This is a genomic window from Streptomyces sp. NPDC057424 (assembly GCF_042803315.1).
In the GTDB taxonomy this organism is placed as follows: Bacteria; Actinomycetota; Actinomycetes; order Streptomycetales; family Streptomycetaceae; genus Streptomyces.
Genome location: NZ_JBHVCP010000082.1, coordinates 1 through 25,512, shown reverse-complemented (window position 1 = coordinate 25,512; position 25,512 = coordinate 1). Strand labels below are relative to the sequence as shown.

Here is a 25,512-nt window from a genome sequence, read left to right as displayed (position 1 = left end):
AGGGCTGCCCGCGCCGCGGGCAGCCCTCCTGTCGTGCGTGCTGTCGTCAGCGCTCGGGCCGTCCCGAGCCGTTGCCGTGGTACCGGCGCTGCTGGGCCGGTATGGCCTCGGGGGAGGGGCGGTGGCCGTTGCCGTCGAAGGACGGCGGCAGGACCGCGTCCGCCGTGTTGACCCTGGGCAGGGCGTACGGGTGCTCGTCGGCCAGCCAGCCGATCATCTGCTCGCGGACCGTGACCCGCACCGTCCAGATGTCGTCCGCGTCCTTGGCCGTCACCAGGGCCCGCACCTGCATGGTGTTCGGGGTGGTGTCCGTGACGGACAGGTTGTAGGCGCGGCCGTCCCAGGCCGGGCACTCGCGCAGGATGTCGCGGAGCTTGTCGCGCATCGCGTCCAGGGGAGCCGCGTGGTCGAGGTGCCAGAAGACGATGCCGGTCATCTGCGGGGTGCCGCGCGACCAGTTCTCGAACGGCTTGGACGTGAAGTACGACACCGGCATGGTGATGCGGCGCTCGTCCCAGGTGTGGACGGTGAGGAACGTCAGGGTGATCTCCTCGACCGTGCCCCACTCGCCGTCGACCACCACCGTGTCCCCGATGCGCACCATGTCGCCGAAGGCGATCTGGAACCCCGCGAACATGTTGCTCAGCGTGGACTGGGCGGCGACACCGGCGACGATGCCGAGGATGCCGGCCGAGGCCAGCAGCGAGGCCCCAGCCGCCCGGAACGCCGGGAACGTCAGCAGCATGCTCGCCGCGGCCACCACGCCGACGACCGCGGACACCACCCGCATGATCAATGTCACCTGGGTGCGCACCCGGCGGACCCTGGCCGGATCGCGGTGGGCCCGGGCGTTGGCGTACCGGCTGTAGGAGGTCTCGACGATCGCCGCCGCGATGCGGATGACCAGCCAGGCGGCCGAGCCGATCAACACCAGGGTCAGCGTCCGGCCGACGCTGTCGGCGCGGCTCTCCAGCAGGTCCGCCTCGTCGTAGGACCCTCTCAGCAGGGCCGCGAAGAGGACGATCATGTACGGGATGCGGCCACGGCGGAGCAGACCCCACAGAGGGGTCTCGTGGTGCCGTGCGTCGGCCTTGCGCAGCAGGAAGTCGGTGGCCCAGCCGATCACCAGCGTGAGCACGACCGAGCCACCGACCACGATCAGCGGTCGTAGCAGGTTCTCCATGCCACCGAACCTAACCGGCTCACGGGGGGCATGAACATGTGACTTCCATTGCGTCATGGGTAGTGCCGAGATCCCGGCCCGTCACACCCGGCTGGCACCATGGCCTCATGAACATCATGCTCTTTCACTCGACCCATGGGCTGCGGCCCGCGGTGCTCCAGGCCGCTGACCGGCTGCGGTCGGCCGGACACGAGGTGTGGACGCCCGACCTCTTCGAGGGACGCACGTTCGAGTCGGTCGAGGAGGGCACGGAACACGAGGAGAAGACCGGCAGGGAGGAGCTGCTGAAGCGGGCCGTACTGGCCGCCGCTCCCTACTCCGAGCGCGGGCTGGTGTACGCCGGCTTCTCGCTCGGCGCCTCCATCGCCCAGACCCTCGCCCTCGGCGACGACAAGGCGCGCGGCCTGCTGCTCCTGCACGGCACGTCGGACATCGCGCCGGACGTCACGGCTCAGGACCTGCCGGTCCAGCTGCACGTGGCGGAGCCGGACCCCTTCGAGACGGACGACTGGCTCAGCGCCTGGTACCTCCAGATGGGCCGCACCGGCGCCGACGTCGAGGTGTACCGGTACGCCGGGGCCGGCCACCTCTACACCGACCCCGGCCTGCCGGACTACGACGAGGAGGCCGCCGAGGCCACCTGGCGGGTGGCACTCGGCTTCCTCGACACCCTCTGAGGGGGCCGGCTTCAGACCGGGTCGTAGGCGCGCTCGACCTTCTGCGTGCCGCTGCGGGTGCGGTACGAGCGGGACCACTTGGCCGTGGCGTCGCGCTTCGTACGGTCGGAGATGACGTAGTAGTCCATCTGCGCACGCTCGGCCGTGACGTCCAGGACGCCGAAGCCGTGCCGGTCGGTGTCGACCCAGTGGACATGGCGGTTGGCGGCGCGGATGACCGGCGAGGCGACCGCGGAGACCGTGCCCTGAGGGACCTTGACGATGTCGTCGAGGTTGTCGGAGGTGACCGACGTGACGACGAACTCCGTGGCGGCCGACGGGGACAGCGGATACGTGCCGGCGTTCACCGGCACGTCGTTGGCCCAGGCCATGTGGATGTCGCCGGTGAGGAAGACCGTGTTGCGGATCGCGTTGGTCCGCAGATGCGCCAGGATCTCGCGGCGGTCGTCGGTGTAGCCGTCCCACTGGTCGGTGTTGAGGGCGAGGCCCTCCTGCGGCAGACCCAGCAGCTTGGCGAGGGGCTTCAGCAGGTCGGCGGAGAGCGAGCCGACGGCGAACGGCGAGATCATCACCGAGTTGCCGACCAGCCGCCAGGTGGTGTCGGACGACTTCAGCCCCGCCTTGAGCCAGTCCAGCTGGGCACGGCCGGTGAGCGTGCGGTCCGGGTCGTCGACCTCGCCGTTGCCGACCTCGACCTGCTGCGAGCGGAAGGAGCGCAGGTCCAGCAGCGACAGGTCGGCCAGCTTGCCGAAGCGCAGCCGGCGGTAGGTGGTGCCGGTGATCGCCGGGCGCACCGGCATCCACTCGAAGTAGGCCTGCTTCGCGGCGGCCTGACGGGCGGACCAGGCACTTTCCGCGCCCTCCGTGTGGTTCTCCGCGCCGCCCGACCAGGCGTCGTTGGCGAACTCGTGGTCGTCCCAGATCGCGACGACCGGGGCCGCGGCGTGCAGCGCCTGGAGGTCCGGGTCGGTCTTGTACCGCGCGTGCCGGATGCGGTAGTCGGCGAGGGTGACGATCTCGTGGGCCGGGGCGTGCGGGCGGACGACCTTGTCGCGGGTGCCGTACTCACCGGTGCCGTACTCGTAGATGTAGTCGCCGAGGTGCAGCCAGGCGTCCAGGTCGCCGCGGGCCGCGAGGTGGCGGTACGGGGAGAAGTAGCCGGCCTCCCAGTTGGCGCAGGAGACCACGCCGAAGCGGAGGCCCGTGACGGCCGCGTCGTTCGCCGGGGCGGTACGGGTGCGTGCGGCGGGGGAGTCGCTGCCGCCGGCGGAGAAGCGGAACCAGTAGTCGGTGCCCGGCTCGAGGCCGCGGATGTCGGCCTTCACGGTGTGGTCGGAGGCGGCGCTCGCGGTGGTGGAGCCCTTGGCGACGACGGTGGCGAACGCCTTGTCCCTGGCGACGACCCAGCTCACCTCGGTGTCCGGGCCGGTTCCGGAGCCGGGTATCGCCTCCGGTACCGGGGTGACACGGGTCCACAGCAGGATGCCGTCCGGCAGCGGATCCCCGGAGGCGACGCCGTGCAGGAAGGCGGGTGCCTGGTCGGCGGCGCGCGCGGGCAGGGTCGCCGCCAGCGGGCCGGCCAGGACAGCGGTCGCCGCCGCGGCCTTGACGACCGTACGGCGGCGCGGGGTGAGGGAGTTGAGGCCCTCCGACGTATTCGATGATCTGTATCGACTGGTCACGACCGATCAGGTTACTGGCCGGTATGAGCAAGGGTGGGCGAACCGGCGAAAGTTCGCCCACCCTTTGCTGCGTGGCCCATCAGTCATCGAGGGGCCGGCGATGCGCCTACGCCTTGCCTCGCTTGATGGCGCAGGACTTGGGGTCCCCGTTCGCGCCGTCCTTGACGCAGATCTCGACCGTCACCGTGGTGCCCTCCGCGATGTCCAGGTTCTTGCGTGCGCACGAGTTGTTGGCGCCGTTGGTGTCCTCGAGCGGCACCCAGTAGGAGGCCTTCGGGCTGAGCCAGCCGATGTGGCCGCTGGCTCGCTTGCCGTCGGCGCGGTTGTCGCAGACGGTGAATATCTCGCCCTCCGCCTTGAAGCCGGCGGCGGCGCTGTTGAACGGGTCCGTCGTGTCGACGTACACGTCCGTGCCCGCGACCGCGGGGCCGGCCGCGAACATGGCGGCGGCTGCTCCGGCGATGAGTGCGCCGCTCAGGGACTTCGCGCGAATCTTCATACTTCCCCCTCGTCTGGTCATCGAGAAAGCTTCCCCCTCGTCCGGTCACCGAGGAAGATCACTTATGTGACATGTATATGCCACGTATTGAGGGGGCGTCAAGATCGTTTCCGAAGGGGGGCGCTGACCACCGCCGGTGCGGTGGCGACGCGACCAGTGCCCCGGGGCAGGCCATGTGCGCGCCGCAGCGGCTGGGCGCACATGGCCTGTCGGAGTCCTGCTAGCCCTTGAGGGCGGCCTCGATCGCGGTGTTGAACTCGGCCACGGTCATCGGGGCGTTCTTGCCGTCCGCGCCGGTGAGCTTCTTGCCGTCCATGACGAGGCTCGGGGTACCGCTGACGTCGTCCTTGTTCGTCTGGAACGTCCGCGACATCGCCAGGGCCCACGCGTCGTACGTGCCGTTCTCGACGGCGTTCTGGAACTTCGCGTTGTTCTTCAGGGCGTCGACCGAGTCGGCTACCTCGATCAGGTACTCGTCGCTCTTGAACTTGTCGTCGGACTCCTGGGGGTGGTATTTCGCCGAGTAGAGCGCCTCCTTGTACTCAAGGAATGCCTCAGGGCTGACGTTCAGCGCGGCGCCGAGGGCGCTCATCGCGTTCTTGGAGCCCTCGCCCTGAGAGCCGACCTCCAGCTTTCCGTCCTTGTCCGTGTCGCCGTCGAGGAACGTCCCGCCGATGAACTGGATCTTGTACTTGCCTTCGTCGTAGTCCTTCTTGACGGTGGAGCCGACGGTCTGCTCGAACGAGGCGCAGACCGGGCAACGCGGGTCCTCGTACAGCTTCAGGGTCTTCTTCGCGCTGCTCTTGCCGATGATGACGGTCGTGCCGTTCTCGCCTGTGGTGTTGGCCGGTGCGACGACCTTCTCGTCCAGCGCGGCCTCCCAGTGGCCCGGCTTGTTGGCCTGGACGATCGCGTAGCCGATGCCGCCGGCTATCGCCAGGACGCCGACGATGGAGGCGGCGACGATGATCTGCCGCTTGGCCTTCGCCCGCTTCGCCTCACGCTCGCGCTCGACGCGCAGCCGCTCACGTGCCGCCGTCTTCGCCGCCTGGCTGTTCCGCTTGCTCATGGTGATGTTCTCCGTCGGGGACGCGCACACATCGTGTGCGGAATGTGTAAGGGGGACTGCTCGCGCTCACAGGTGCCGTGTGTGACGGCGCGTGCCTCAGGTGAAGGCGGGGGAGCACGGCGGTCCGCGCCGTCCCAGGGAGTAGGCGAGGACGAGGTCGCGGGCGGTGGGCGTGCGGTCAGCGGCGTGCGACGGCAGCCGGAGCCCGGCCGGGGCCCGCCCCACCGTCACCGCGGCGACCGCCAGCAGCAGCGGCCGGAAGGTGGTCGCCGTCACCGCTCGCAGCAGCTGGGCCAGGGCACGCTCACCACGGCGCAGCCAGGCGGCGGCGGCGAGGCCGACGCCGATGTGCGCACCGAGCAGCAGCCAGGCGGTGGCCGGGTCGGCTTGCGCGATCACGGCCGTGAACCAGTCCGGCCCGGTGGCCCCGGCCATCCGGGCCAGAGGCGTGCCGACCTCGCCACCGCCGCAGAGCACGTCCAGGCCGACCGAGCGCAGGGGACCGGTGACCGGGCCGCCCGCCCGGCCGTAACAGGCGTGCTGCCCGGTGGTGAACACGGTGTCGGCGGCCAGCTCCAGCGGGATCAGCAGGGCCGCGATCCTGCCGAAGGAACGCTCACGGCCCGCCAGGGCGAACGCGATCGCGAACACGGCGGCGGCGACCGCGGCCACCGTGCTCAGTGGCAGCGGGGCCCCGGACAGCAGCACGTGCGACGCGGTGCTGAGCGTCACGACCACTGCCGTGAACAGCGCCGCGCGTACGGTTCTGAGCTGGGTCCCGGATATGTCCATAGCGAAAGAAGAGTCTGTCATGGGGGCCCGTAAGGGACCCCTAAAGGATGCCTGTGCGAGCCGCTTCCGTCACAGACCCGGAATCCGGCCGTTGCGGAACAGGTCCACGAAGGTCTGGTGATCGGCCCGCGCGCGGGCGCCGTAGCCGTGCGCGAAGTCGACCAGGAGGGGGGCGAAGCCCTCCTCGTCGGCCGCGATCGCCGCGTCGATGGCCCGCTCCGTGGAGAACGGCACCAGGGATTCGCCGGACTGGTCGTCCGCCGCCGAGTGCATCGTGGCCGTCGCCCGGCCGAGGTCGGCCACCACCTGGGCGATCTCCTCCGGGTCGTCGATGTCGCCCCAGTCGAGGTCCACCGCGTACGGCGAGACCTCGGCGACCAGCTGGCCCGCGCCGTCCAGCTCGGTCCAGCCCAGCCACGGGTCGGCATGCGCCTGGAGGGCCCGCTGGGAGATGACCGTGCGGTGCCCCTCGTGCTGGAAGTAGTCGCGCAGCGCCTGGTCCGTGACGTGCCGGGAGACCGCAGGGGTCTGGGCCTGCTTGATGTAGATCACCACATCGTTCTCCAGAGCGTCGGTGTGGCCCTCCAGGAGGATGTTGTACGACGGCAGCCCGGCCGATCCGATGCCGATGCCGCGGCGGCCGACCACGTCCTTCACCCGGTACGAGTCGGGGCGGGCCAGGGACGCGTCCGGCAACGTCTCCAGATAGCCGTCGAAGGCGGCGAGGACCTTGTAGCGCGTGGCCGCGTCCAGCTCGACGGAGCCGCCGCCGGGGGCGAAGCGGCGCTCGAAGTCGCGGATCTCCGTCATCGACTCCAGCAGGCCGAAGCGGGTCAGCGAGCGGGCGTCACGCAGCGCGTCCAGCAGTGGGCCCTGCGCGGTGTCCAGCGTGAACGGCGGCACCTCGTCGCTCTTCGCGCCGGTCGCCAGGGCGTGGATCCGCTCGCGGTACGCGACCGCGTAGATCGTCACCAGCTCGGAGATCTGCTCGTCGCTGAGCGCCTTCGCGTACCCGATGAGGGCGATGGAGGCGGCGAAGCGCTTCAGGTCCCAGGTGAAGGGGCCGACGTAGGCCTCGTCGAAGTCGTTGACGTTGAAGATCAGGCGGCCGTTGGCGTCCATGTACGTGCCGAAGTTCTCCGCGTGCAGGTCGCCGTGGATCCACACGCGCGAGGTGCGCTCGTCCAGGTAGGGGCCGCCCCGCTTCTCCTCGTTCATGTCGCGGTAGAAGAGGCACGCCGTTCCCCGGTAGAAGGCGAAGGCCGAGGCCGCCATCTTCCGGAACTTCACGCGGAACGCGGCGGGGTCGGCGGCCAGCAGCCGGCCGAAGGCGGTGTCGAAGACGGCGAGGATCTCCTCACCGCGGTGCTCGTCGTCGAGCTGCGGGAACGACATCGCTGGGTGCCTCCTGGTGCATGCGGTTCGGGGCGGCTGGTCCGCCCCCTGCCTAACGTGCGGCGGTCCACGGGAGTGCCCGCGAACCCTCGCACGAAGGTACGCGGGTCAGCCCTCCGGGTGTCAGTGCCGAGGCATAGACTTCGACGCTGTCCCCCCAGACTGTCCGCAGCCTGCCGGGCCCCAGTTCGCCGTACGCCCACCCGTCCCCCGACCCCACCCCTCGACGAGGCGCTTCGCGCCGCAGACACGCCCTGGAGGCCGCCGCATGTCGAAGCCGCCGTTCACGCACCTGCACGTCCACACCCAGTACTCGCTGCTGGACGGTGCCGCGCGGCTGAAGGACATGTTCAACGCGTGCAACGAGATGGGCATGACGCACATCGCCATGTCCGACCACGGCAACCTCCACGGCGCGTACGACTTCTTCCACACCGCCCAGAAGTCCGGAGTGACCCCGATCATCGGGATCGAGGCCTACGTCGCCCCCGAGTCCCGGCGCAACAAGCGCAAGATCCAGTGGGGCCAGCCGCACCAGAAGCGGGACGACGTCTCCGGTTCCGGTGGTTACACCCACAAGACGATGTGGGCGGTGAACTCGACCGGCCTGCACAACCTCTTCCGGCTGTCCTCCGACGCCTACGCCGAGGGTTGGCTCCAGAAGTGGCCCCGGATGGACAAGGAGACCATCGCCCAGTGGTCCGAGGGGATCGTCGCCTCCACCGGCTGCCCCTCCGGCGAGGTCCAGACCCGGCTGCGCCTCGGCCACTTCGACGAGGCGCTGAAGGCCGCCGCCGACTACCAGGACATCTTCGGCAAGGACCGCTACTTCCTGGAGCTGATGGACCACGGCATCGAGATCGAGCACCGGGTCCGCGACGGCCTGCTGGAGATCGGCAAGAAGCTCGGCATCCCCCCGCTGGTCACCAACGACTCGCACTACACGTACGCGCACGAGTCGGTCGCCCACGACGCCCTGCTGTGCATCCAGACCGGCAAGAACCTCTCCGACCCCGATCGCTTCCGGTTCGACGGCACCGGCTACTACCTGAAGTCCACGGACGAGATGTACGCCATCGACTCCTCGGACGCCTGGCAGGAGGGCTGCGCCAACACCCGCCTGATCGCCGAGATGGTCGACACCACGGGCATGTTCGAGAAGCGTGACCTGATGCCGAAGTTCGACATCCCGGAGGGGTACACGGAGGTCAGCTGGTTCCGCGAGGAGACCCTGCGCGGCATGCACCGCCGCTTCCCGGACGGCATCCCGGACGACCGCATGAAGCAGGTCGAGTACGAGATGGACACCATCATCTCGATGGGCTTCCCGGGCTACTTCCTCGTGGTCGCCGACTTCATCATGTGGGCCAAGAAGCAGGGCATCGCGGTCGGCCCCGGCCGCGGCTCCGCGGCCGGCTCGATCGTCGCCTACGCCCTCGGCATCACCGACCTCGACCCCATCCCGCACGGCCTGATCTTCGAGCGGTTCCTCAACCCCGAGCGCATCTCCATGCCCGATGTCGACATCGACTTCGACGAGCGCCGGCGCGTCGAGGTGATCCGGTACGTGACGGAGAAGTACGGCGCCGACAAGGTCGCCATGATCGGCACGTACGGCACCATCAAGGCCAAGAACGCGATCAAGGACTCCGCGCGCGTGCTGGGCTACCCGTACGCCATGGGCGACCGCCTCACCAAGGCCATGCCCGCCGACGTCCTCGGCAAGGGCATCAACCTCGACGGCATCACCAACCCCGAGCACCCCCGCTACTCCGAGGCGGGCGAGATCCGGGCGATGTACGAGAACGAGCCGGACGTGAAGAAGGTCATCGACACCGCCAAGGGCGTCGAGGGCCTGGTCCGGCAGATGGGCGTGCACGCCGCCGGTGTGATCATGTCCAGCGAGACCATCACGGACCACGTGCCCGTCTGGGTCCGGCACACGGACAAGGTCACCATCACCCAGTGGGACTACCCGAGCTGCGAGTCGCTCGGCCTGCTGAAGATGGACTTCCTGGGCCTGCGCAACCTGACGATCATGGACGACGCCGTCAAGATGGTGAAGTCCAACAAGGGGGTCGACATCGACCTCCTGAGCCTCCCGCTCGACGACCCCACGACCTTCGAACTGCTCCAGCGCGGCGACACCCTCGGCGTCTTCCAGTTCGACGGCGGCCCCATGCGCTCCCTGCTCCGGCTGATGAAGCCGGACAACTTCGAAGACATCTCCGCCGTGTCGGCCCTGTACCGCCCGGGCCCCATGGGCATGAACTCCCACACGAACTACGCGCTGCGCAAGAACGGCCAGCAGGAGATCACGCCCATCCACCCCGAGCTGGAGGAGCCGCTCAGGGAGGTCCTGGACGTCACCCACGGCCTGATCGTCTACCAGGAGCAGGTGCAGAAGGCCGCCCAGATCATCGCCGGGTACTCGCTCGGCGAGGCCGACATCCTCCGCCGCGTGATGGGCAAGAAGAAGCCCGAGGAACTGGCGAAGAACTTCGTCCTCTTCCAGGAGGGCGCCCGCAAGAAGGGCTTCAGCGACGAGGCCATCCAGGCGCTGTGGGACGTGCTGGTCCCCTTCGCCGGATACGCGTTCAACAAGGCCCACTCCGCCGCGTACGGACTCGTCTCCTACTGGACGGCGTACCTCAAGGCGAACCACCCCGCCGAGTACATGGCCGCGCTGCTCACGTCCGTGAAGGACGACAAGGACAAGTCGGCCGTCTACCTCAACGAGTGCCGCCGCATGGGCATCAAGGTGCTCCCGCCGGACGTCAACGAGTCGATGTCGAACTTCGCCGCCCAGGGCGACGACGTGATCCTCTTCGGCCTCTCCGCCGTCCGCAACGTCGGTACGAACGTGGTCGAGTCGATCATCAGGTGCCGCAAGTCCAAGGGGAAGTACGTCTCCTTCCCGGACTACCTCGACAAGGTGGAGGCGGTGGTCTGCAACAAGCGCACCACCGAATCGCTGATCAAGGCCGGCGCCTTCGATGCCATGGGCCACACCCGCAAGGGCCTCACCGCGCACTACGAGCCGATGATCGACAACGTGGTCGCGGTCAAGCGCAAGGAGGCCGAGGGGCAGTTCGACCTCTTCGGCGGCATGGGCGAGGCCGAGACCAGCGAGCCGGGCTTCGGCCTCGACGTGGAGTTCTCCCCCGACGAGTGGGACAAGACCTATCTCCTCGCCCAGGAGCGGGAGATGCTCGGTCTGTACGTCTCCGACCACCCGCTGTTCGGCCTGGAGCACATCCTGTCCGACAAGGCCGACGCGGGCATCTCCCAGCTGACCGGAGGCGAGCACTCCGACGGCGCGGTCGTCACCATCGGCGGCATCATCTCGGGCCTGCAGCGCAAGATGACCAAGCAGGGCAACGCCTGGGCCATCGCCACCGTCGAGGACCTCGCCGGCTCCATCGAGTGCATGTTCTTCCCCGCGACCTACCAGCTCGTGTCGACCCAACTCGTCGAGGACGCCGTGGTGTTCGTCAAGGGCCGCCTCGACAAGCGCGAGGACATCCCGCGGCTCGTCGCGATGGAGCTGATGGTCCCGGACCTGTCCAACGCGGGCACCAACGCGCCCGTGGTCCTCACCATCCCGGCCACCCGGGTCACTCCGCCGCTGGTGAGCCGCCTCGGCGAGGTCCTCAGTCACCACAAGGGCGACAGCGAGGTCCGGATCAAGCTCCAGGGGCCGACCAAGACGACCGTGCTGCGGCTGGACCGGCACCGGGTGAAGCCGGACCCGGCGCTCTTCGGTGACCTGAAGGTGCTGCTCGGACCGTCCTGCCTGGCCGGGTGACGCAGGGATCTCGATGCGCTCGAGGGGCGTACCCGGTTGCGGGTACGCCCCTCGTGCATGTGCGTGGGCTCAACAACCCGTCACGCAGATGTCAGTTGTGGCCGAAACTGCGCTTTCGCTTGCCGGACGGGGCCATCTCGCCGGGGGTCACCTCGACCTCGGTCTGGGGCTCCGTCTGCGAGGCGGGGCTGCGGTCCGCCCGCTGGCCACGCTCGGTGGGACGCTGCTGCTTACGGTCACGGTTCTTGTTCTTGGCCATGGTGGTGCCTCCTGTGGGGGACTAGGGGCCAGGGCCGGGACCAGATTCACACAGGCCGACAACGATCGCATGTCGGACAATTACCGTGCGTGACAGGGGTGGTCGGAGCGACACGCCCCGAAACGCCACGCCGAAGATCGAGTTCCGGCCGTTAACCTCCGCGCCGTCGGGCAGACTCGAAGCAAGCCCGAAGCAAACCTCCTGGGAAGAGGGTGAGTCGCGTGGACCGCTGCATCGTCCTGGTGGACGCTGGGTATCTGCTGGGAGCCGCGGCGAGTCTCCTCGCCGGGGAGCCCTCGCGGTCCCGCATCACCGTCGACCACACCGCCCTCATCCAGGGGCTGCGAGAACGTGCCGAGTCCGACACACAGCAGCCGCTGCTGCGCATCTACTGGTTCGACGGCGCCCCCGACCGCGTTCCGCAACCCGAGCACCGCAGGCTGCGCGTGATGCCCCGGGTCACCGTCCGGCTCGGCGCCCTGACCCGCAGCGACGGCCGCTGGGCGCAGAAGGGCGTGGACGCCGCGATGCACGCCGAGCTCACCGAACTGGCCCGCAACCGCGCCTGCTCCGACGTCGTCCTCGTCACCGGCGACGGCGATCTGCTGCCCGGCATGATGGCCGCCAAGGAGCACGGCGTCGCCGTCCACCTGTGGGCCGTCCAGGCCGCCGACGGCGACTACAACCAGTCCGAGGACCTGGTCGCCGAGGCCGACGAGCGGCGCGTCCTGGACCGCACGTGGATCACCAAGGCCGTCCGCGCCAAGGACTACACCGGGGTGTGCGCGCCGCAGCCCGCGCCCCGGCCCGAGATCGCCGCGATCCTCTCCGCGCCGCTGCCCGAGTCCGCGCTCGGCACCGCGACCGAACGGCCCGCCCCGCAACCCCGGCACCCGGCGGCCGGCCCCGGGCAGAACGGCACCGAGGAGCGGGCGGCCGCGCCCAAAGGGGTCCCCACGCCCAAAGACCTGGCCGCCCTGCGCGCCCCCGGTCCCCAGCCCGCCCAGCACCCCGCCTCCGCCACCCTCCGGTGGTCCTCCGACAAGGGCTGGGTCGACCGGCCCACGGCCGAGCCCCCCGAGGCCGCCTCGATGCCGACGCTCGCCCAGCTGACCACGGCGGAGCAGCGCTGGGCCGACCGCGAGGAGGACATCACCACGGTCGGCGGCGACCCCTACGAGGTGGGGCAGGTCTTCGCCCGGCGCTGGGTCGAGCGCCTCGGCGACCAGAGCCACCTGCAGAAACTGTCCGGGATGTACCCTCGCGTCCCGCACCGCGTCGACGGGGAGCTGCTGCGCTACGCCGCCCGTTTCGGCCTGCTCGCCCACAAGGACGACCAGATCGACGAGCGGGACCGGTACGCCATCCGGGCCGGCTTCTGGCGGGAGATCAGCGTGCGGACGGGCGTGGAGCACCCACCCCTGGACGACTGAGTTCCCTGCCGGCGGATTTCCCGGCGGGGGCCGACCCGAGAGCGGACCGGGGCCGCCGACCCCGTAGTCTCGTCCCTTGTGAGTACGCGCGCGGCACAGGCATTTCGGCACGATGGTGACGTCGTGTGCGCGGTGCGCGGGCTGACCAAGACCTATCCGGCGGTCAAGGGCCGGCGCGGCACCCCCGCAACACCCGAGGTCCGGGCCACGGACGACGTGACGCTGGACATCCGCCGCGGCGAGATCTTCGGCCTGCTCGGTCCGAACGGCGCCGGCAAGTCCACCCTCGTGCGGCAGCTCACCGGGCTGATGCGGCCCGACCGCGGCGGTGTGGAGATCCTCGGGCACGACATCGTGCGCCACCCCGAGCGGGCCGCGCGGCTCCTCGCCTACCTCGGGCAGGAGTCGACCGCCCTCGACGAACTGACCGTGTCCCTCGCCGCCGAGACCACCGGGCGGCTGCGCGGTCTGGACGTACGGCAGGCGCGGGCCGAGCGGGACGCCGTCCTCGACGAGCTGGGGCTCGCACCGCTCGCCGGCCGGCCGCTGAAGAAGCTCTCCGGGGGCCAGCGGCGCCTGGCGTGCTTCGCCGCGGCCCTGGTGGGGGAGCGGCCGCTGCTCGTGCTCGACGAGCCGACCACCGGCATGGACCCGGTGGCGCGCCGGGCCGTGTGGTCCGCCGTCGACCGGCGCCGGGCCGAGCGCGGGACGACCGTGCTGCTCGTCACCCACAACGTCATCGAGGCCGAGACGGTGCTGGACCGGGTGGCCGTCCTCGACCGGGGGCGGGTGATCGCCTGCGACACCCCCACCGGGCTGAAGGAACAGGTCGCCGGTGAGGTGCGTGTCGACCTGGTGTGGCGGGACGCGGCTCCGCTGCACGTGCCCGAGGTGGCCGCGCTGAAGGACCGCGTCGTGGAGGCGGGCCGCCGCTGGACGCTGCGGCTCGGTCCCGAGGAGGCCCGGGCGGTCGTCGCGACCGTCACCGGTGGGGCCGCCTTCGCCGCCCTGGACGACTTCACCCTGGCCACGCCGAGCCTGGAGGACGTCTACCTCGCCCTCGGCGGTGCCGTGCAGCAGGGGCTGGTGAAGGCGTGAGCACGAGGGCTCCGGGCGCGCGGACCGTGAGCACACCGGCCGCCGTATACGTACCGAACAGGCGACTGCCGCAGTGGACCCGAGCGAAGGGAAGCAGCGCGACGTGAGTGTCGTACCCGCCGATGTCCTGCCGGGCAGTGCCCTGGCCATGGAGGAGCCCGCCGCGTGCGCGGCCGAGCTCGGACCTCGGGCGCGGCTGTGGCCGTCGCTGGCGGCCGTGTACCGGGCCCAGCTGTCCCGGGCGAGGGTGGCGCGGATCCCGCTGCTGTTCGTGGCGACCTTCCAGTCGATCGGGATCATGATCCTGATGCGCGGGGTCGTGGACGACGGTGCGGAGGCCCAGGCCGTCGTCGCCGGGTCGTCGGTCCTGGTGGTCGCCTTCGTCGCGCTGAACCTGCTCGCGCAGTACTTCGGGCAGCTGCGGGCCAGCGGCGGGCTCGACCACTACGCGACGCTGCCGGTGCCTCCGGCGGCCGTGGTGCTGGGCGCGGCAGGCGCCTACGCGTCGTTCACCGTGCCCGGGACCGTCGTGACCGCGGTGTTCGGCTGTGTGCTGTTCGGGCTGCCGATGGCCCATCTGTGGATCCTCATGGCCGTGATCCCGCTCGCGGGCGCCGCGCTGGCCGGGCTCGGTGCGGCGCTGGGGCTGCTCGCGCCCCGGCCGGAACTGGCCACGCTGCTCGGGCAGCTGGGCATGTCGGCGGCGCTGCTGCTGGGCGTGCTGCCGGCGGACCGGATGCCGGAGGTCGTGCGCTTCACGCGGGACCTGCTGCCGTCGACGTATGGCGTGGAGGCTTTCGCGCGGACGTTCGGACCGCGCCCCGACTGGGCCTTCGTGCTCGGTGACCTCGCCGTGTGCGGGGTCGTGGGCGTCGTCTCGCTGGCCGTGGCGACCTGGGCGTACCGCCGGGCGGCCGTCCGTTGAGCGCGGAGCGGTCGTCCGGTGACGCGGCACACGAGCGGGCCTGGCACGATGGCAGGGTGACCGCACCACTGACTCCGCCACCGCCGCCGCATGAACACTCCGCACAGGGTTCGTGGCAGCCGCCGGCCGCCGGGCCCGCGGCCCCCGGAGCCCAGCACGCCGAGTACGCCGGGCACGGCTGGTACGGACAGGACGGCCCCGGGATGAAGACGGAACTGCGGGAAGCCGGCGTGATCGCGGTGGCCGTGGCGCTCGGCGGGGTGCTGCTCGGAGTGCTGTGGTGGTGGCTCGCGCCGCACGTGCCGCTGGTCGGCGACGTGGTGGAGAAGAACTGGGTCGTCTACCTCAAGGACACCGAGGGGGAGCAGGCCATCGGTGTCGACGGCACGTTCACGCTGCTCGCACTGGGCTTCGGTGCCGTCAGCGCGCTGATCGTCTTCCTGCTGCGGCGGCGCGGAGGTGTGCCGCTGGTGGTCGGGCTGGCCCTCGGAGGGCTGCTCGGGTCGTTGCTCGCCTGGCGGATCGGGGTGTGGCTCGGGCCCACCGAGGACGTGATCGCGCAGGCCCGGGAAGTCGGGCGGGGCGTGACGTTCACCGCGCCGTTGAAGCTCGGCGCGAAGGGGGCGCTGCTGGCCTGGCCGCTCGCCGCGCTGGTGCTGCATCTCGGGCTCATGGCGCTGTTCGGACCCCGGGATCCGGAGCCGGAGCTCGCGCCCGGGCCGTACCAGGGGTCCGCTGCCGCTAACGGCCGATAGGCGCCAGGACCGCCTCGGTCAGCTTCCGCAGGTCCTCCGGAGCGAGCTCCACCTCCAGGCCCCTCCTGCCCGCCGACACGTAGATCGTCGCGTGCGCCGAAGCCGAGGCGTCGAGGACCGTGGGCAGCTTCTTGCGCTGGCCCAGGGGCGAGATGCCGCCCCGGACGTATCCCGTCGTGCGTTCCGCCAGGGCCGGGTCGGCCATCGTCGCGCGCTTGCCGCCCACGGCCGCTGCCAGGGCCTTGAGGTCCAGTTGGCCCGCCACCGGGACCACCGCGACCGTGAGGGTGCCGTCGACGTCCGCGACCAGGGTCTTGAACACGCGGTCCGGGGAGACGCCCGTGGCCTCGGCCGCCTCCTCGCCGTAGGAGGGGTGCGCGGGGTCGTGGTCGTAGGAGTGGACCGTGTACGTCGCGCCCGCCGCCGTGAGGGCAACCGTCGCGGGGGTGCCGCCGCTCTGTTGCTGCTTCTTCGTCTTCTTCGCCATGCCGATCCGCTCAGTTGAGGCTCATCGGGCCGCGCGTCAGTTCCGACGCCGGCAACGACGGCAGACTACGGATGATCGCCGTCTCGGAGCGAAGGAGTTTCAGCTCGTCGCGCAGGCGGGACGCCGTGTCGGGCGCCTGGAGCAGGCGCTGCTTGGACGGGGTGTCCAGCATCATCGCGGCCGCCACGAGGTACGACACCACGCCCGGCTCGTCCGGCAGCTCGGCCCCCGTCGCCAGGGACCGTTCCCGCGCCCCGGCCAGCCGCTTCTGGTACTGGCGGAAGGACCGCAGCACCCCCTCGGCCAACGGGGCGGCCTCGTCGCCCGGTTCCTCCTCCAGCGGCTCCAGCTCGGCCGTCAGGAAGGGCCCGGACGCCTCGACGGACAGCAGCTTCACCCGGGTGGTGCCGGTCGCCAGCACCTCGAAGGAGCCGTCGGCGCGCTCCCGGATCGTCGCCGCGTCCGCGATGCAGCCCACCTTGTGGAACGCCTTGGCCGGGTCCGTGCCGAAACCGGCCGCCGGTCCCCGCTCGGGCAGGGCCGTCGGGTCAGGCATGCCGGGTGCGGTCGGGGCCACCTCGTGGCCGTCGCGGATCGCCACGACGGCGAACCGGCGCGACTCGTCCTCGGGCGTCTTCAGCAGCTCGCGCATCATGGCGCGATACCGCTCCTCGAAGACGTTGAGCGGGAGCACGAGCCCCGGGAACAGCACCGAGTTCAGGGGGAAGAGGGGGAGCCGGACGGTGGTCACGACGCAAAAGCCTAATGGGCGCCGGGACGGACTCGTCCGCCCCGTTCACTCCGTGGATGCCCGGACGGGTCCCCGCCCGCCGCGGACCGGATGTCCTCGCGTACCCGCAGGAAGTGGCCGAGCGGGTCGTCCGACACCTGGTCCCAGGGGAAAGAAGTGGCGTACGGGCCGTTCAGGCGCAGCTGCTCGGTGGCGTCCGGCCAGCGCTCCAGGCACACCAGGACGAAGACCAGCAGGTTCCGCATCCGGGCCGGCCAGGGGTCGGCCGTCGGCAGCCGCGGGGACAGCGCGATCGCCCGGTCGGCGGCCGCGTCCAGCCGCTCGCGCGGCACCTCGGGCCCGCAGTCGTCGGTGAGGTAGCCGAAGGCCGCCCGCAGCGGCAGGGCCTGGACGAGAGCGCCGGCGGGAGCGTCCTGCGCGGCCCGGTCGGCGAAGTCGAAGCACTCGTGGTGCGAACCGTGCCAGGAGGTGGCCAGGTAGCGCAGGGCCGCCACATGGCAGCCGTAGTGGTGCGGGGCACGGCGTACGGCCGCCGCCCACAGTTCCTCGAAGTACGTGTGCCCGGCCTGTGCGCCCCGGGCGTGGTCGAGCGCGAGCCGCCAGGGCACCGGGTCCCGCTGGTCGCCCCGGGCCGCGGCCGTGATCAGCGGGCTCACCTCGCGCAGCAGCTCGGCCCGGGCCGGTGACTGCCACGCGCGGTCCACCGCCAGCTGGGCCCCGACCAGCAGCGCGTCGGGGTCCTGCGGAGCGGTGGCGAGCCAGGCGTCCAGCCACTCGGGCCGCGAGCGCGCGAAGGCGGCCAGCCGGGTCACGTACCGGTCGCGCCGCTCCCACTCGGAAGCCACGCGGGTCGCCAGGAGCAGCGCGGCGGCAGGTCCGTGGTCGCCACGGGCGGCGGCGACCAGCGCCGGACTCAGCCGGGCGTCGGGCGCGTCGAGCAGCACCTCGTCGTCGGAGCACGGCTCGCCGACGAGGCGGGGGACGGTCCTTGCCATCCGGCCGGGGCGGAGGAACGGGAGCTGCATTGCCATGGTGCCGACCATTGAAAGTCGGCTGGTCATGGCGGCGCCAGACTGTTCATGGAACCTGCGGAAAGTTGTACTTCCGATGGTCAAGAGAACGTAAAACCGTGACAGTTCAATAACTGTGGTCACACCAGCACCATCAGTTGCGCCGCAGCAGCCGGGTCGCCCCCGCCGCCACCGTCGTCGCCAGGATCCAGCCCAGCAGGATCATCGCCGTCGCCAGCCACTGCCAGCCCCCGCGCAGCTGCCAGAAGCCCACCTGGCCCAGGTCGATGACCGGCAGCAGCAGATCGAGCGTGAACAGTGCCGGGTTCCACTCGGGGTGCTCGCCCCGCTTCATCGGCGGGTGCCCGGCCCGCGCGAAGGCGAGGGAGCCCGCCGCCCACAGCGCCGCCATCCACACCGCGGCCCGGCCCGGCCGGTATCCGTAGGCGACCGTCCAGTCCTGCAGATAGCCCCACAGCTTGGCCGCCATCGGCAGGTTCTCGCGATGCCGGCGCTGCTTGGCGAGCAGCACCTCGCGGGCGTCCTCGTCCTCGCCGCAGGCCCGCAGGACGGCCGCGAGCCGCTCGTACGGCTCCGGGTTGTACTCGGCGGTCGCCGCGGCCACCCAGCCCAGCCGCTCGGCCAGCGGGAACGGCCCGCGCGGCACCAGGTTCTCGTAGGCGAAACCGCCCATGTGCAGTCGTCCCGGGCCCGGCCAGGCGTCCGCCCGGTCCATCAGGTTGATGACCTTCGCCCCGGACAGCACCACCCGCCCGCGCAGCGGCTGCTCCCCGAGGAACCGCAGCTCCGGCGTCTGCACCCGGCGCAGCGACAGCTCCTGGTCGTCGGTGAGGGTGAACCGGGCCCGCTCGAAGTCGGCGGCGTCGCCGAACCGCCCGTCGTCCAGCCGGATCCCGCCCTCGCACGCGAAGCGCTGGATGCGGGTCCCCTGCGCCGGCGTCATCCCGCTCATCGCCTGGGCGCCGACCCCCGCCGGGGTGAGATACAGACTGCGCTCGACGGTCAGCTGCGGGGCGTTCAGCGCCAGCCGCTCGAAGGGGTTGGACAGACGGGCCCCGCGCAGGCTCAGGGACACGCCGATGGTGGCGGCGCGCAGGCTCAGCTCGCCGTGCGACTCCAGCAGCTCCGCCTGTAAGTCCTGGCCGACGGTCATGCCGTCCGCGGCGATCGACCGGCCGCTGCGGTCCCGGTGCACGATCGCCTGGTTGAGCATCAGGTCCGTGCCGATCTGCGCGTCCGTGAGCCGGATGCCGTGGTGGAAGCGGCAGCGCGGCAGGTGCAGATCACCCTCGGTGTGCACCCGGGCCGCCTCCAGCCGGGGCACCGAGCAGTCCACCATCCGCAGGGTGGTGAAACGGGCCTCCGGCAGCAGTACGTCCTGCTCGAACCGGCAGCGGCGCATCTCGACATACGGCACCACCGTGCCGCCCGCGAGGTCCAGCGAGCCGCTGACCTGCACGCCGGTCAGCTTCAGCGACGACACACGGCCGGCCAGGGCGGGCGGGCCGTCGAGGAGCAGCCAGCACACGATCCGGGCCCGTACGGTCCGCTCCCCGCCCCAGGGGTGGCCGCCGTGCGGATCGTCCACCACTGCGTCGCCGCTGCTCAGGTCGTACACGGTGCCGTTGCGGAAGGCCTGCCACATGCCGGCCTCGGCCGCGGTCAGGTCGTCGGGCAGATCCCCGGCACGGACGCCGGCCCCCTCGGTCACAGCTCTTCCTTCCTCCCCAGGTACTCGCGGGTCACTTGCCTCGTACACCAGTTCATGCCCGTTGCGTGACGCCCCGAACGCAAGACGTGAAGGTGATCTTCCGGGTTCCTGCGGCGTTCTGTATCAGCCATTGATACGCGCGAACGGCGCCTCACCCGGGTCTGAGAGAATTGAGCACGTGATCTCCCGAATCGATCTGCGCGGCGACGCCCTTCCCGAGGGCCCCGCCCTGCGCGACCTACTGCCCCGAGCCGACTTCGACGTAGCGGCCGCCCTCGAGAAGGTGCGTCCGATCTGCGAGGACGTGCATCATCGGGGCGACGCGGCGCTGATCGACGCGGCCGAGCGGTTCGACGGGGTCCGGCTCGACCAGGTACGGGTGCCGGCCGCCGCGCTCACCCGCGCGCTGGAGGAGCTCGACCCGGCCGTGCGCGCGGCCCTGGAGGAGTCCATCCGCCGCGCCCGGATCGTCCACCGCGAGCAGCGCCGTGAGACGCACACCATCCAGGTCGTCCCCGGCGGCACCGTGACCGAGAAGTGGGTGCCGGTCGAGCGCGTCGGGCTCTACGCCCCCGGCGGCCGGTCCGTGTATCCGTCCTCCGTGATCATGAACGTGGTGCCCGCGCAGGAGGCCGGCGTCGGGTCCGTCGCGCTCGCCTCTCCCGCCCAGGCCGACTTCGGCGGCCTGCCGCACCCGACGATCCTCGCCGCCTGCGCGCTGCTCGGCGTCGACGAGGTGTACGCGGCCGGCGGTGCCACGGCCGTCGCGATGTTCGCCTACGGCACCGAGTCCTGCGCGCCCGCGAACATGGTCACCGGCCCCGGCAACATCTGGGTCGCCGCAGCCAAGCGCTACTTCACCGGCAGGATCGGCATCGACGCCGAGGCCGGCCCGACCGAGATCGCGGTCCTCGCCGACGACACGGCCGACCCGGTGCACGTCGCATCCGACCTGATCAGCCAGGCCGAGCACGACCCGCTGGCCGCCGCCGTCCTGGTCACGGACTCCGCCGAGCTCGCCGACGCGGTGGAGAAGGAGCTGGAGTCGCAGGTCGCGGCCACCAAGCACGTCGACGACCGGATCGTCCCGGCCCTGTCCGGCAGGCAGTCCGCGATCGTGCTGGTCGACGGTGTCGACGAGGGCCTCACGGTGGTCGACGCGTACGGCGCCGAGCACCTGGAGATCCAGACGGCCGACGCCACCGCCGTGGCCGACCGCGTCAGGAACGCCGGAGCGATCTTCATCGGCCCCTGGGCCCCGGTCTCCCTCGGCGACTACGCGGCCGGCTCCAACCACGTCCTGCCCACCGGTGGCTGCGCCTGCCACTCCTCGGGCCTGTCCGTCCAGTCCTTCCTGCGCGGCATCCACATCGTCGACTACACGCAGGACGCGCTGGCCGAGGTCGCGCACCACGTGGTGACGCTGGCGGAGGCGGAGGACCTGCCCGCGCACGGCGCGGCGATCAAGGCACGTTTTGGCGGAGCCGAACAGTGGACGCGCGGCTGGAAGGTGCCCGAGAGCAAGTGAGCGACGTACGTATCGACGATCTGCCCGTACGGGACGAGCTGCGCGGCAAGTCCCCCTACGGCGCGCCCCAGCTGGACGTCCCCGTACGGCTGAACACCAACGAGAACCCCTACCCGCTGCCCGAGCCGCTCGTCGAGCGGATCGCCGAGCGGGTGCGTGAGGCGGCCCGCAACCTCAACCGCTACCCGGACCGGGACGCGGTCGAGCTGCGCACGCAGCTGGCGAAGTACCTCACCGACACCTCCGGCCACGAGGTCGGCGTGGCCAACGTCTGGGCGGCCAACGGCTCCAACGAAGTCATCCAGCAGCTGCTGCAGACTTTCGGCGGACCGGGCCGCACGGCCATCGGCTTCGAACCGTCGTACTCGATGCACGGCCTCATCGCGCGCGGCACGGGCACGGGCTGGATCTCCGGTCCCCGCAACGCGGACTTCACGATCGACCTCGCCGCCGCCGAGCAGGCCATCGCCGAGAACCAGCCGGACGTCGTCTTCGTCACCACCCCCAACAACCCCACCGGCACCGCCGTGCCGCCCGAGACGGTCCTCGCGCTGTACGAGGCCGCGCAGGCGGCGAAGCCGTCGATGGTGGTGGTCGACGAGGCGTACATCGAGTTCAGCCACGGCGACTCACTGCTGCCGCTGCTGTCGGGCCGCCCGAACCTAGTCGTCTCCCGCACGATGTCGAAGGCGTTCGGCGCGGCGGGCCTGCGCCTGGGCTACCTCGCGGCGCACCCGGCCGTCGTGGACGCCGTCCAGCTGGTCCGGCTGCCCTACCACCTGTCGGCCGTGACCCAGGCGACCGCCCTGGCCGCCCTGGAGCACACCGGCACGCTGCTGGGCTACGTCGAGCAGCTCAAGACCGAACGGGACCGCCTGGTCACCGAACTGCTCGCGATCGGCTGTGAGGTGACCGCGTCGGACGCGAACTTCGTGCAGTTCGGCCGGTTCGAGGACTCCCACCGGGCCTGGCAGAAGATCCTCGACCGGGGCGTCCTGGTCCGGGACAACGGCGTGCCCGGCTGGCTCCGGGTCACCGCCGGAACCCCCGAAGAGAACGACGCGTTCCTCGACGCGGTCCGTGAACTGAAGAAGGAGCAGGAGCTATGAGCCGCGTAGGACGCGTGGAACGGACGACCAAGGAGACGTCCGTGCTCGTCGAGATCGACCTCGACGGCACCGGCAGGACGGAGATCTCCACCGGCGTCGGCTTCTACGACCACATGCTCGACCAGCTCGGCCGGCACGGTCTGTTCGACCTGACCGTGAAGACCGAGGGCGATCTGCACATCGACTCGCACCACACCATCGAGGACACCGCCCTCGCCCTGGGCGCCGCCTTCAAGCAGGCCCTCGGCGACAAGGTGGGCATCTACCGCTTCGGCAACTGCACGGTCCCGCTGGACGAGTCCCTCGCCCAGGTGACCGTCGACCTGTCCGGCCGCCCGTACCTCGTGCACACCGAGCCCGAGAAGATGGCGCCGATGATCGGCGAGTACGACACCACCATGACCCGGCACATCCTGGAGTCCTTCGTGGCCCAGGCGCAGATCGCGCTGCACGTGCACGTGCCCTACGGGCGCAACGCGCACCACATCGTGGAGTGCCAGTTCAAGGCGCTCGCCCGGGCCCTGAGGTACGCGTCCGAGCGCGACCCGCGCGCGGCCGGCATCCTCCCGTCCACGAAGGGCGCCCTGTGAACGGCACCTCGACCCTGCTGATCGTCGTCGGTCTCTTCCTCGTCGGCGGGATCTACTCCTTCGTCAAGCAGCAGATGCCCAAGGGCCTCATCGTGCTCCTGTCGATCGGCGCCGCGATGTGCCTGGCAGCCGGTGTCGTGAGGCTGGAGGTGTGGAATTGAGCAATCCCCTGAAGACGCGGAAGAAGGTCGTCGTCTTCGACTACGGCTTCGGCAACGTCCGTTCCGCCGAGCGTGCCCTCGCGCGCGCGGGAGCCGACGTCGAGATCACGCGTGACTACGACAAGGCCATGAACGCCGACGGCCTGCTGGTGCCCGGCGTCGGCGCCTTCGCCTCCTGCATGACGGGCCTGCGCGAGGCGCGCGGCGACTGGATCGTCGACCGCCGGCTGTCCGGCGGCCGCCCGGTGATGGGCATCTGCGTCGGCATGCAGATCCTCTTCGCGCGCGGCATCGAGCACGGCGTGGAGAGCGAGGGCCTCGACGAGTGGCCCGGCTCGGTCGAGCCGCTCCAGGCCGACGTCGTGCCGCACATGGGCTGGAACACCGTCGAGGCGGCACCCGGTTCGCAGCTGTTCGCCGGCCTCGACCCGGACGCCCGCTTCTACTTCGTGCACTCCTACGCCGTCCACGACTGGTCGCTGGAGACGCACAACCCGACGCTGGAAGCCCCCAAGGTCACCTGGTCCACGCACGGCAAGCCGTTCGTCGCGGCCGTCGAGAACGGCGCCCTGTGGGCCACGCAGTTCCACCCCGAGAAGTCCGGCGACGCCGGAGCCCAGCTCCTCACCAACTGGATCGGAACCCTGTGAGCAAGCTCGAACTCCTCCCCGCCGTCGACGTCCGTGACGGCCAGGCCGTCCGCCTGGTCCACGGCGAGTCCGGCACGGAGACCTCGTACGGCTCCCCGCTGGAGGCCGCCCTCGCCTGGCAGCGCTCCGGCGCCGAGTGGCTGCACCTGGTCGACCTGGACGCCGCGTTCGGCACCGGGAACAACCGCGAGCTGATCGCCGAGGTCGCCCGGGCCATGGACATCAAGGTGGAGCTGTCCGGCGGCATCCGCGACGACGACACCCTCGCCGCCGCCCTCGCGACCGGCTGCAAGCGCGTCAACCTGGGCACGGCCGCCCTGGAGACCCCGGAGTGGGTCGCCAAGGTCATCGCCGAGCACGGCGACCAGATCGCGGTCGGACTCGACGTCCGGGGCACGACCCTGCGCGGCCGCGGCTGGACCCGCGACGGCGGCGACCTCTACGAGACGCTGGAGCGCCTCGACAAGGAGGGCTGCGCGCGGTACGTCGTCACCGACATCGCCAAGGACGGCACGCTCCAGGGCCCGAACCTGGAACTGCTGCGCAACGTGTGCGCCGCCACCGACCGCCCGGTCGTGGCCTCCGGCGGGGTCTCCTCGCTCGACGACCTGCGGGCCATCGCCGGCCTCGTCCCGCTCGGTGTCGAAGGCGCCATCGTCGGGAAGGCGCTGTACGCGAAGGCGTTCACCCTGGAAGAGGCCTTGGAGGCTGTGTCGTCATGACCGTGCGGCGTGTGCAGAGCGGAAGTCCCTGGGAAGAGTCCTTCGGTTTTGCACGAGCCGTCGCGGCGGGCGACCGTGTGCTGGTCGCGGGCACGACCGCCTTCAAGGGCGATGTGCTCTACGGCGACGGCGACCCGTACGAGCAGGCCAAGGTGGCCTTCACCACCGCCCTGGAGGCGATCGGCGAGTTCGGGCTCGCACCCGAGTCCGTGCTCCGCACCCGTGTGTACCTGGCGCACGCCCGGGACGTCGACGCGGTGGGCCGGGCCCACAAGGAACTGTTCGACGCCGTACGCCCCGTCACGACCCTGCTCGTCGTGCAGGGCTTCATCGACTCCCGGGTCCTGGTGTCGGTGGAAGTGGAAGCATTCAGAGGGACACTAGAGGAGCACGATTCATGACCCTGGCGGTCCGAGTCATCCCCTGCCTGGACGTGGACAACGGCCGGGTCGTCAAGGGCGTCAACTTCCAGAACCTGCGCGACGCGGGCGACCCCGTCGAGATGGCCAAGGTGTACGACGCCGAGGGCGCCGACGAGCTGACGTTCCTGGACATCACCGCCTCGTCCGGCAACCGCGAGACCACGTACGACGTGGTGCGCCGCACGGCCGAGCAGGTGTTCATCCCGCTCACGGTCGGCGGCGGTGTCCGCACGGCCGAGGACGTGGACAAGCTGCTGCGCGCGGGCGCGGACAAGGTCGGGGTCAACACCGCGGCCATCGCCCGCCCCGAGCTGATCCGCGAGATCGCCGAGCGCTTCGGCCGCCAGGTCCTGGTCCTGTCGGTGGACGCCCGCCGCACGGAGTCGGGTTCGTTCGAGGTGACCACCCACGGCGGCCGCCGCGGCACCGGCATCGACGCCGTCGAGTGGGCCCACCGGGCCGCGGAACTCGGCGCGGGCGAGATCCTGCTCAACTCGATGGACGCGGACGGCACCAAGGACGGCTACGACCTGGAGATGATCCGGGCCGTCCGGGGACACGTCACGGTCCCGGTCATCGCCTCGGGCGGCGCCGGCAGGCTCACCGACTTCCCGCCGGCCGTCGGGGCGGGCGCGGACGCGGTACTGGCGGCGTCGGTGTTCCACTTCGGCGACCTGCGGATCGGCCAGGTCAAGCAGACGCTGCGGGAGGCGGGGCACCCGGTGCGGTGACACCCCCGCCTGACGGGAGCCCCGGCCGCGTCACGCGGCCGGGG

Annotated in this window: 25 protein-coding genes; 14 read left to right on the top strand and 11 right to left on the bottom strand. The window is 71.0% G+C overall.

Annotated features, from left to right (window positions below; all coding sequences use genetic code 11):
- Nucleotides 1-46: 46 nt before the first annotated feature.
- Nucleotides 47-1,183: a mechanosensitive ion channel family protein gene (locus tag ACFU3E_RS35750; protein WP_384168124.1), complete on the bottom strand. Its 1,137-nt coding sequence runs from the start codon at nucleotides 1,181-1,183 to the stop codon at nucleotides 47-49.
- A gap of 107 nt (nucleotides 1,184-1,290) precedes the next feature.
- Between ACFU3E_RS35750 and ACFU3E_RS35745 the strand changes: the two genes are divergently transcribed.
- Nucleotides 1,291-1,860 (top strand): dienelactone hydrolase family protein, encoded by a 570-nt coding sequence (locus ACFU3E_RS35745; RefSeq protein ID WP_384168121.1) that lies wholly within the window; start codon nucleotides 1,291-1,293, stop codon nucleotides 1,858-1,860.
- An 11-nt stretch (nucleotides 1,861-1,871) separates the two neighbouring features.
- Here ACFU3E_RS35745 and ACFU3E_RS35740 read toward each other — a convergent pair whose 3' ends face one another.
- From ACFU3E_RS35740 to ACFU3E_RS35720, 5 genes are all read right to left on the bottom strand, one after another.
- Complete coding sequence (locus tag ACFU3E_RS35740) at nucleotides 1,872-3,542, bottom strand: alkaline phosphatase D family protein (protein WP_384168119.1); 1,671 nt, start codon at nucleotides 3,540-3,542, stop codon at nucleotides 1,872-1,874.
- A gap of 106 nt (nucleotides 3,543-3,648) precedes the next feature.
- Nucleotides 3,649-4,041, bottom strand: coding sequence for a hypothetical protein (locus ACFU3E_RS35735; protein ID WP_384168116.1), 393 nt, complete (start codon nucleotides 4,039-4,041; stop codon nucleotides 3,649-3,651).
- Nucleotides 4,042-4,261: 220 nt separating this feature from the next.
- On the bottom strand, nucleotides 4,262-5,110 hold the full coding sequence (locus ACFU3E_RS35730; RefSeq protein ID WP_384168113.1) for a thioredoxin domain-containing protein: 849 nt from the start codon (nucleotides 5,108-5,110) through the stop codon (nucleotides 4,262-4,264).
- 96 nt (nucleotides 5,111-5,206) lie between these two features.
- Nucleotides 5,207-5,902: a hypothetical protein gene (locus ACFU3E_RS35725; RefSeq protein WP_384168110.1), complete on the bottom strand. Its 696-nt coding sequence runs from the start codon at nucleotides 5,900-5,902 to the stop codon at nucleotides 5,207-5,209.
- 69 nt (nucleotides 5,903-5,971) lie between these two features.
- Complete coding sequence (locus ACFU3E_RS35720) at nucleotides 5,972-7,297, bottom strand: DUF2252 domain-containing protein (RefSeq protein ID WP_384168107.1); 1,326 nt, start codon at nucleotides 7,295-7,297, stop codon at nucleotides 5,972-5,974.
- Between the two features lie 268 nt (nucleotides 7,298-7,565).
- Between ACFU3E_RS35720 and dnaE the strand changes: the two genes are divergently transcribed.
- On the top strand, nucleotides 7,566-11,105 hold the full coding sequence (dnaE, locus tag ACFU3E_RS35715; RefSeq protein ID WP_384168104.1) for a DNA polymerase III subunit alpha: 3,540 nt from the start codon (nucleotides 7,566-7,568) through the stop codon (nucleotides 11,103-11,105).
- A gap of 91 nt (nucleotides 11,106-11,196) precedes the next feature.
- Here dnaE and ACFU3E_RS35710 read toward each other — a convergent pair whose 3' ends face one another.
- The gene (locus ACFU3E_RS35710) at nucleotides 11,197-11,364 is read right to left on the bottom strand and encodes a hypothetical protein (RefSeq protein ID WP_167455405.1); all 168 of its coding nucleotides are present in this window, start codon (nucleotides 11,362-11,364) and stop codon (nucleotides 11,197-11,199) included.
- A gap of 221 nt (nucleotides 11,365-11,585) precedes the next feature.
- On the opposite strand from ACFU3E_RS35710, the gene ACFU3E_RS35705 reads away from it, so the two are divergent.
- The 4 genes from ACFU3E_RS35705 (at nucleotide 11,586) to ACFU3E_RS35690 (ending at nucleotide 15,575) form a co-directional block, all read left to right on the top strand.
- The gene (locus ACFU3E_RS35705; protein WP_384168101.1) at nucleotides 11,586-12,797 is read left to right on the top strand and encodes an NYN domain-containing protein; all 1,212 of its coding nucleotides are present in this window, start codon (nucleotides 11,586-11,588) and stop codon (nucleotides 12,795-12,797) included.
- Nucleotides 12,798-12,920: 123 nt separating this feature from the next.
- Nucleotides 12,921-13,895: an ABC transporter ATP-binding protein gene (locus tag ACFU3E_RS35700; RefSeq protein ID WP_384168098.1), complete on the top strand. Its 975-nt coding sequence runs from the start codon at nucleotides 12,921-12,923 to the stop codon at nucleotides 13,893-13,895.
- Nucleotides 13,896-13,998: 103 nt separating this feature from the next.
- The gene (locus ACFU3E_RS35695; protein ID WP_384168095.1) at nucleotides 13,999-14,820 is read left to right on the top strand and encodes an ABC transporter permease; all 822 of its coding nucleotides are present in this window, start codon (nucleotides 13,999-14,001) and stop codon (nucleotides 14,818-14,820) included.
- A gap of 56 nt (nucleotides 14,821-14,876) precedes the next feature.
- A complete protein-coding gene (locus tag ACFU3E_RS35690) occupies nucleotides 14,877-15,575 on the top strand; it encodes an AAA family ATPase (protein WP_384168092.1) in 699 nt (232 codons plus the stop codon).
- Here the strand turns inward: ACFU3E_RS35690 and ybaK are convergent.
- From ybaK to ACFU3E_RS35670, 4 genes are all read right to left on the bottom strand, one after another.
- Nucleotides 15,562-16,062, bottom strand: coding sequence for a Cys-tRNA(Pro) deacylase (gene ybaK / locus ACFU3E_RS35685; RefSeq protein ID WP_384168089.1), 501 nt, complete (start codon nucleotides 16,060-16,062; stop codon nucleotides 15,562-15,564). The two genes, ACFU3E_RS35690 and ybaK, sit on opposite strands and share 14 nt — an antisense overlap.
- Nucleotides 16,063-16,072: 10 nt before the next feature.
- Entirely contained in the window at nucleotides 16,073-16,813 is a 741-nt protein-coding gene (locus ACFU3E_RS35680) for an LON peptidase substrate-binding domain-containing protein (protein WP_384168086.1), read from the bottom strand.
- An 11-nt stretch (nucleotides 16,814-16,824) separates the two neighbouring features.
- The gene (locus tag ACFU3E_RS35675) at nucleotides 16,825-17,856 is read right to left on the bottom strand and encodes a hypothetical protein (protein WP_384168130.1); all 1,032 of its coding nucleotides are present in this window, start codon (nucleotides 17,854-17,856) and stop codon (nucleotides 16,825-16,827) included.
- A gap of 121 nt (nucleotides 17,857-17,977) precedes the next feature.
- Entirely contained in the window at nucleotides 17,978-19,555 is a 1,578-nt protein-coding gene (locus tag ACFU3E_RS35670; RefSeq protein ID WP_384168083.1) for an oxidoreductase, read from the bottom strand.
- Nucleotides 19,556-19,733: 178 nt separating this feature from the next.
- On the opposite strand from ACFU3E_RS35670, the gene hisD reads away from it, so the two are divergent.
- Genes hisD through hisF form a run of 8 tightly spaced genes read left to right on the top strand, consistent with a single transcriptional unit; the run spans nucleotide 19,734 to nucleotide 25,468 of the window.
- Entirely contained in the window at nucleotides 19,734-21,083 is a 1,350-nt protein-coding gene (gene hisD / locus ACFU3E_RS35665; protein ID WP_384168080.1) for a histidinol dehydrogenase, read from the top strand.
- The gene (locus ACFU3E_RS35660) at nucleotides 21,080-22,192 is read left to right on the top strand and encodes a histidinol-phosphate transaminase (RefSeq protein ID WP_384168077.1); all 1,113 of its coding nucleotides are present in this window, start codon (nucleotides 21,080-21,082) and stop codon (nucleotides 22,190-22,192) included. Before hisD ends, ACFU3E_RS35660 begins: the two co-directional genes overlap by 4 nt.
- Nucleotides 22,189-22,782: an imidazoleglycerol-phosphate dehydratase HisB gene (gene hisB, locus ACFU3E_RS35655; RefSeq protein WP_358783244.1), complete on the top strand. Its 594-nt coding sequence runs from the start codon at nucleotides 22,189-22,191 to the stop codon at nucleotides 22,780-22,782. Before ACFU3E_RS35660 ends, hisB begins: the two co-directional genes overlap by 4 nt.
- Entirely contained in the window at nucleotides 22,779-22,943 is a 165-nt protein-coding gene (locus tag ACFU3E_RS35650; protein ID WP_384168073.1) for a hypothetical protein, read from the top strand. The genes hisB and ACFU3E_RS35650 overlap by 4 nt, the downstream gene beginning before the upstream one ends.
- Nucleotides 22,944-22,951: 8 nt before the next feature.
- Complete coding sequence (gene hisH, locus ACFU3E_RS35645) at nucleotides 22,952-23,593, top strand: imidazole glycerol phosphate synthase subunit HisH (RefSeq protein WP_384168127.1); 642 nt, start codon at nucleotides 22,952-22,954, stop codon at nucleotides 23,591-23,593.
- Nucleotides 23,590-24,315 (top strand): bifunctional 1-(5-phosphoribosyl)-5-((5-phosphoribosylamino)methylideneamino)imidazole-4-carboxamide isomerase/phosphoribosylanthranilate isomerase PriA, encoded by a 726-nt coding sequence (priA, locus tag ACFU3E_RS35640; RefSeq protein ID WP_384168071.1) that lies wholly within the window; start codon nucleotides 23,590-23,592, stop codon nucleotides 24,313-24,315. The genes hisH and priA overlap by 4 nt, the downstream gene beginning before the upstream one ends.
- On the top strand, nucleotides 24,312-24,716 hold the full coding sequence (locus ACFU3E_RS35635) for a RidA family protein (RefSeq protein WP_384168068.1): 405 nt from the start codon (nucleotides 24,312-24,314) through the stop codon (nucleotides 24,714-24,716). Before priA ends, ACFU3E_RS35635 begins: the two co-directional genes overlap by 4 nt.
- Nucleotides 24,713-25,468, top strand: coding sequence for an imidazole glycerol phosphate synthase subunit HisF (hisF, locus tag ACFU3E_RS35630; RefSeq protein ID WP_384168065.1), 756 nt, complete (start codon nucleotides 24,713-24,715; stop codon nucleotides 25,466-25,468). The genes ACFU3E_RS35635 and hisF overlap by 4 nt, the downstream gene beginning before the upstream one ends.
- Nucleotides 25,469-25,512: the final 44 nt, after the last annotated feature.

Coding starts and splice junctions, on each gene's coding strand:
- ACFU3E_RS35750 (WP_384168124.1), bottom strand. CDS start 1,183: ATGGAGAACCTGCTACGACCGCTGATCGTGGTCGGTGGCTCGGTCGTG.
- ACFU3E_RS35745 (WP_384168121.1), top strand. CDS start 1,291: ATGAACATCATGCTCTTTCACTCGACCCATGGGCTGCGGCCCGCGGTG.
- ACFU3E_RS35735 (WP_384168116.1), bottom strand. CDS start 4,041: ATGAAGATTCGCGCGAAGTCCCTGAGCGGCGCACTCATCGCCGGAGCA.
- ACFU3E_RS35730 (WP_384168113.1), bottom strand. CDS start 5,110: ATGAGCAAGCGGAACAGCCAGGCGGCGAAGACGGCGGCACGTGAGCGG.
- ACFU3E_RS35725 (WP_384168110.1), bottom strand. CDS start 5,902: ATGGACATATCCGGGACCCAGCTCAGAACCGTACGCGCGGCGCTGTTC.
- ACFU3E_RS35720 (WP_384168107.1), bottom strand. CDS start 7,297: ATGTCGTTCCCGCAGCTCGACGACGAGCACCGCGGTGAGGAGATCCTC.
- dnaE (WP_384168104.1), top strand. CDS start 7,566: ATGTCGAAGCCGCCGTTCACGCACCTGCACGTCCACACCCAGTACTCG.
- ACFU3E_RS35710 (WP_167455405.1), bottom strand. CDS start 11,364: ATGGCCAAGAACAAGAACCGTGACCGTAAGCAGCAGCGTCCCACCGAG.
- ybaK (WP_384168089.1), bottom strand. CDS start 16,062: ATGGCGAAGAAGACGAAGAAGCAGCAACAGAGCGGCGGCACCCCCGCG.
- ACFU3E_RS35675 (WP_384168130.1), bottom strand. CDS start 17,856: ATGGTCGGCACCATGGCAATGCAGCTCCCGTTCCTCCGCCCCGGCCGG.
- hisB (WP_358783244.1), top strand. CDS start 22,189: ATGAGCCGCGTAGGACGCGTGGAACGGACGACCAAGGAGACGTCCGTG.
- ACFU3E_RS35635 (WP_384168068.1), top strand. CDS start 24,312: ATGACCGTGCGGCGTGTGCAGAGCGGAAGTCCCTGGGAAGAGTCCTTC.
- hisF (WP_384168065.1), top strand. CDS start 24,713: ATGACCCTGGCGGTCCGAGTCATCCCCTGCCTGGACGTGGACAACGGC.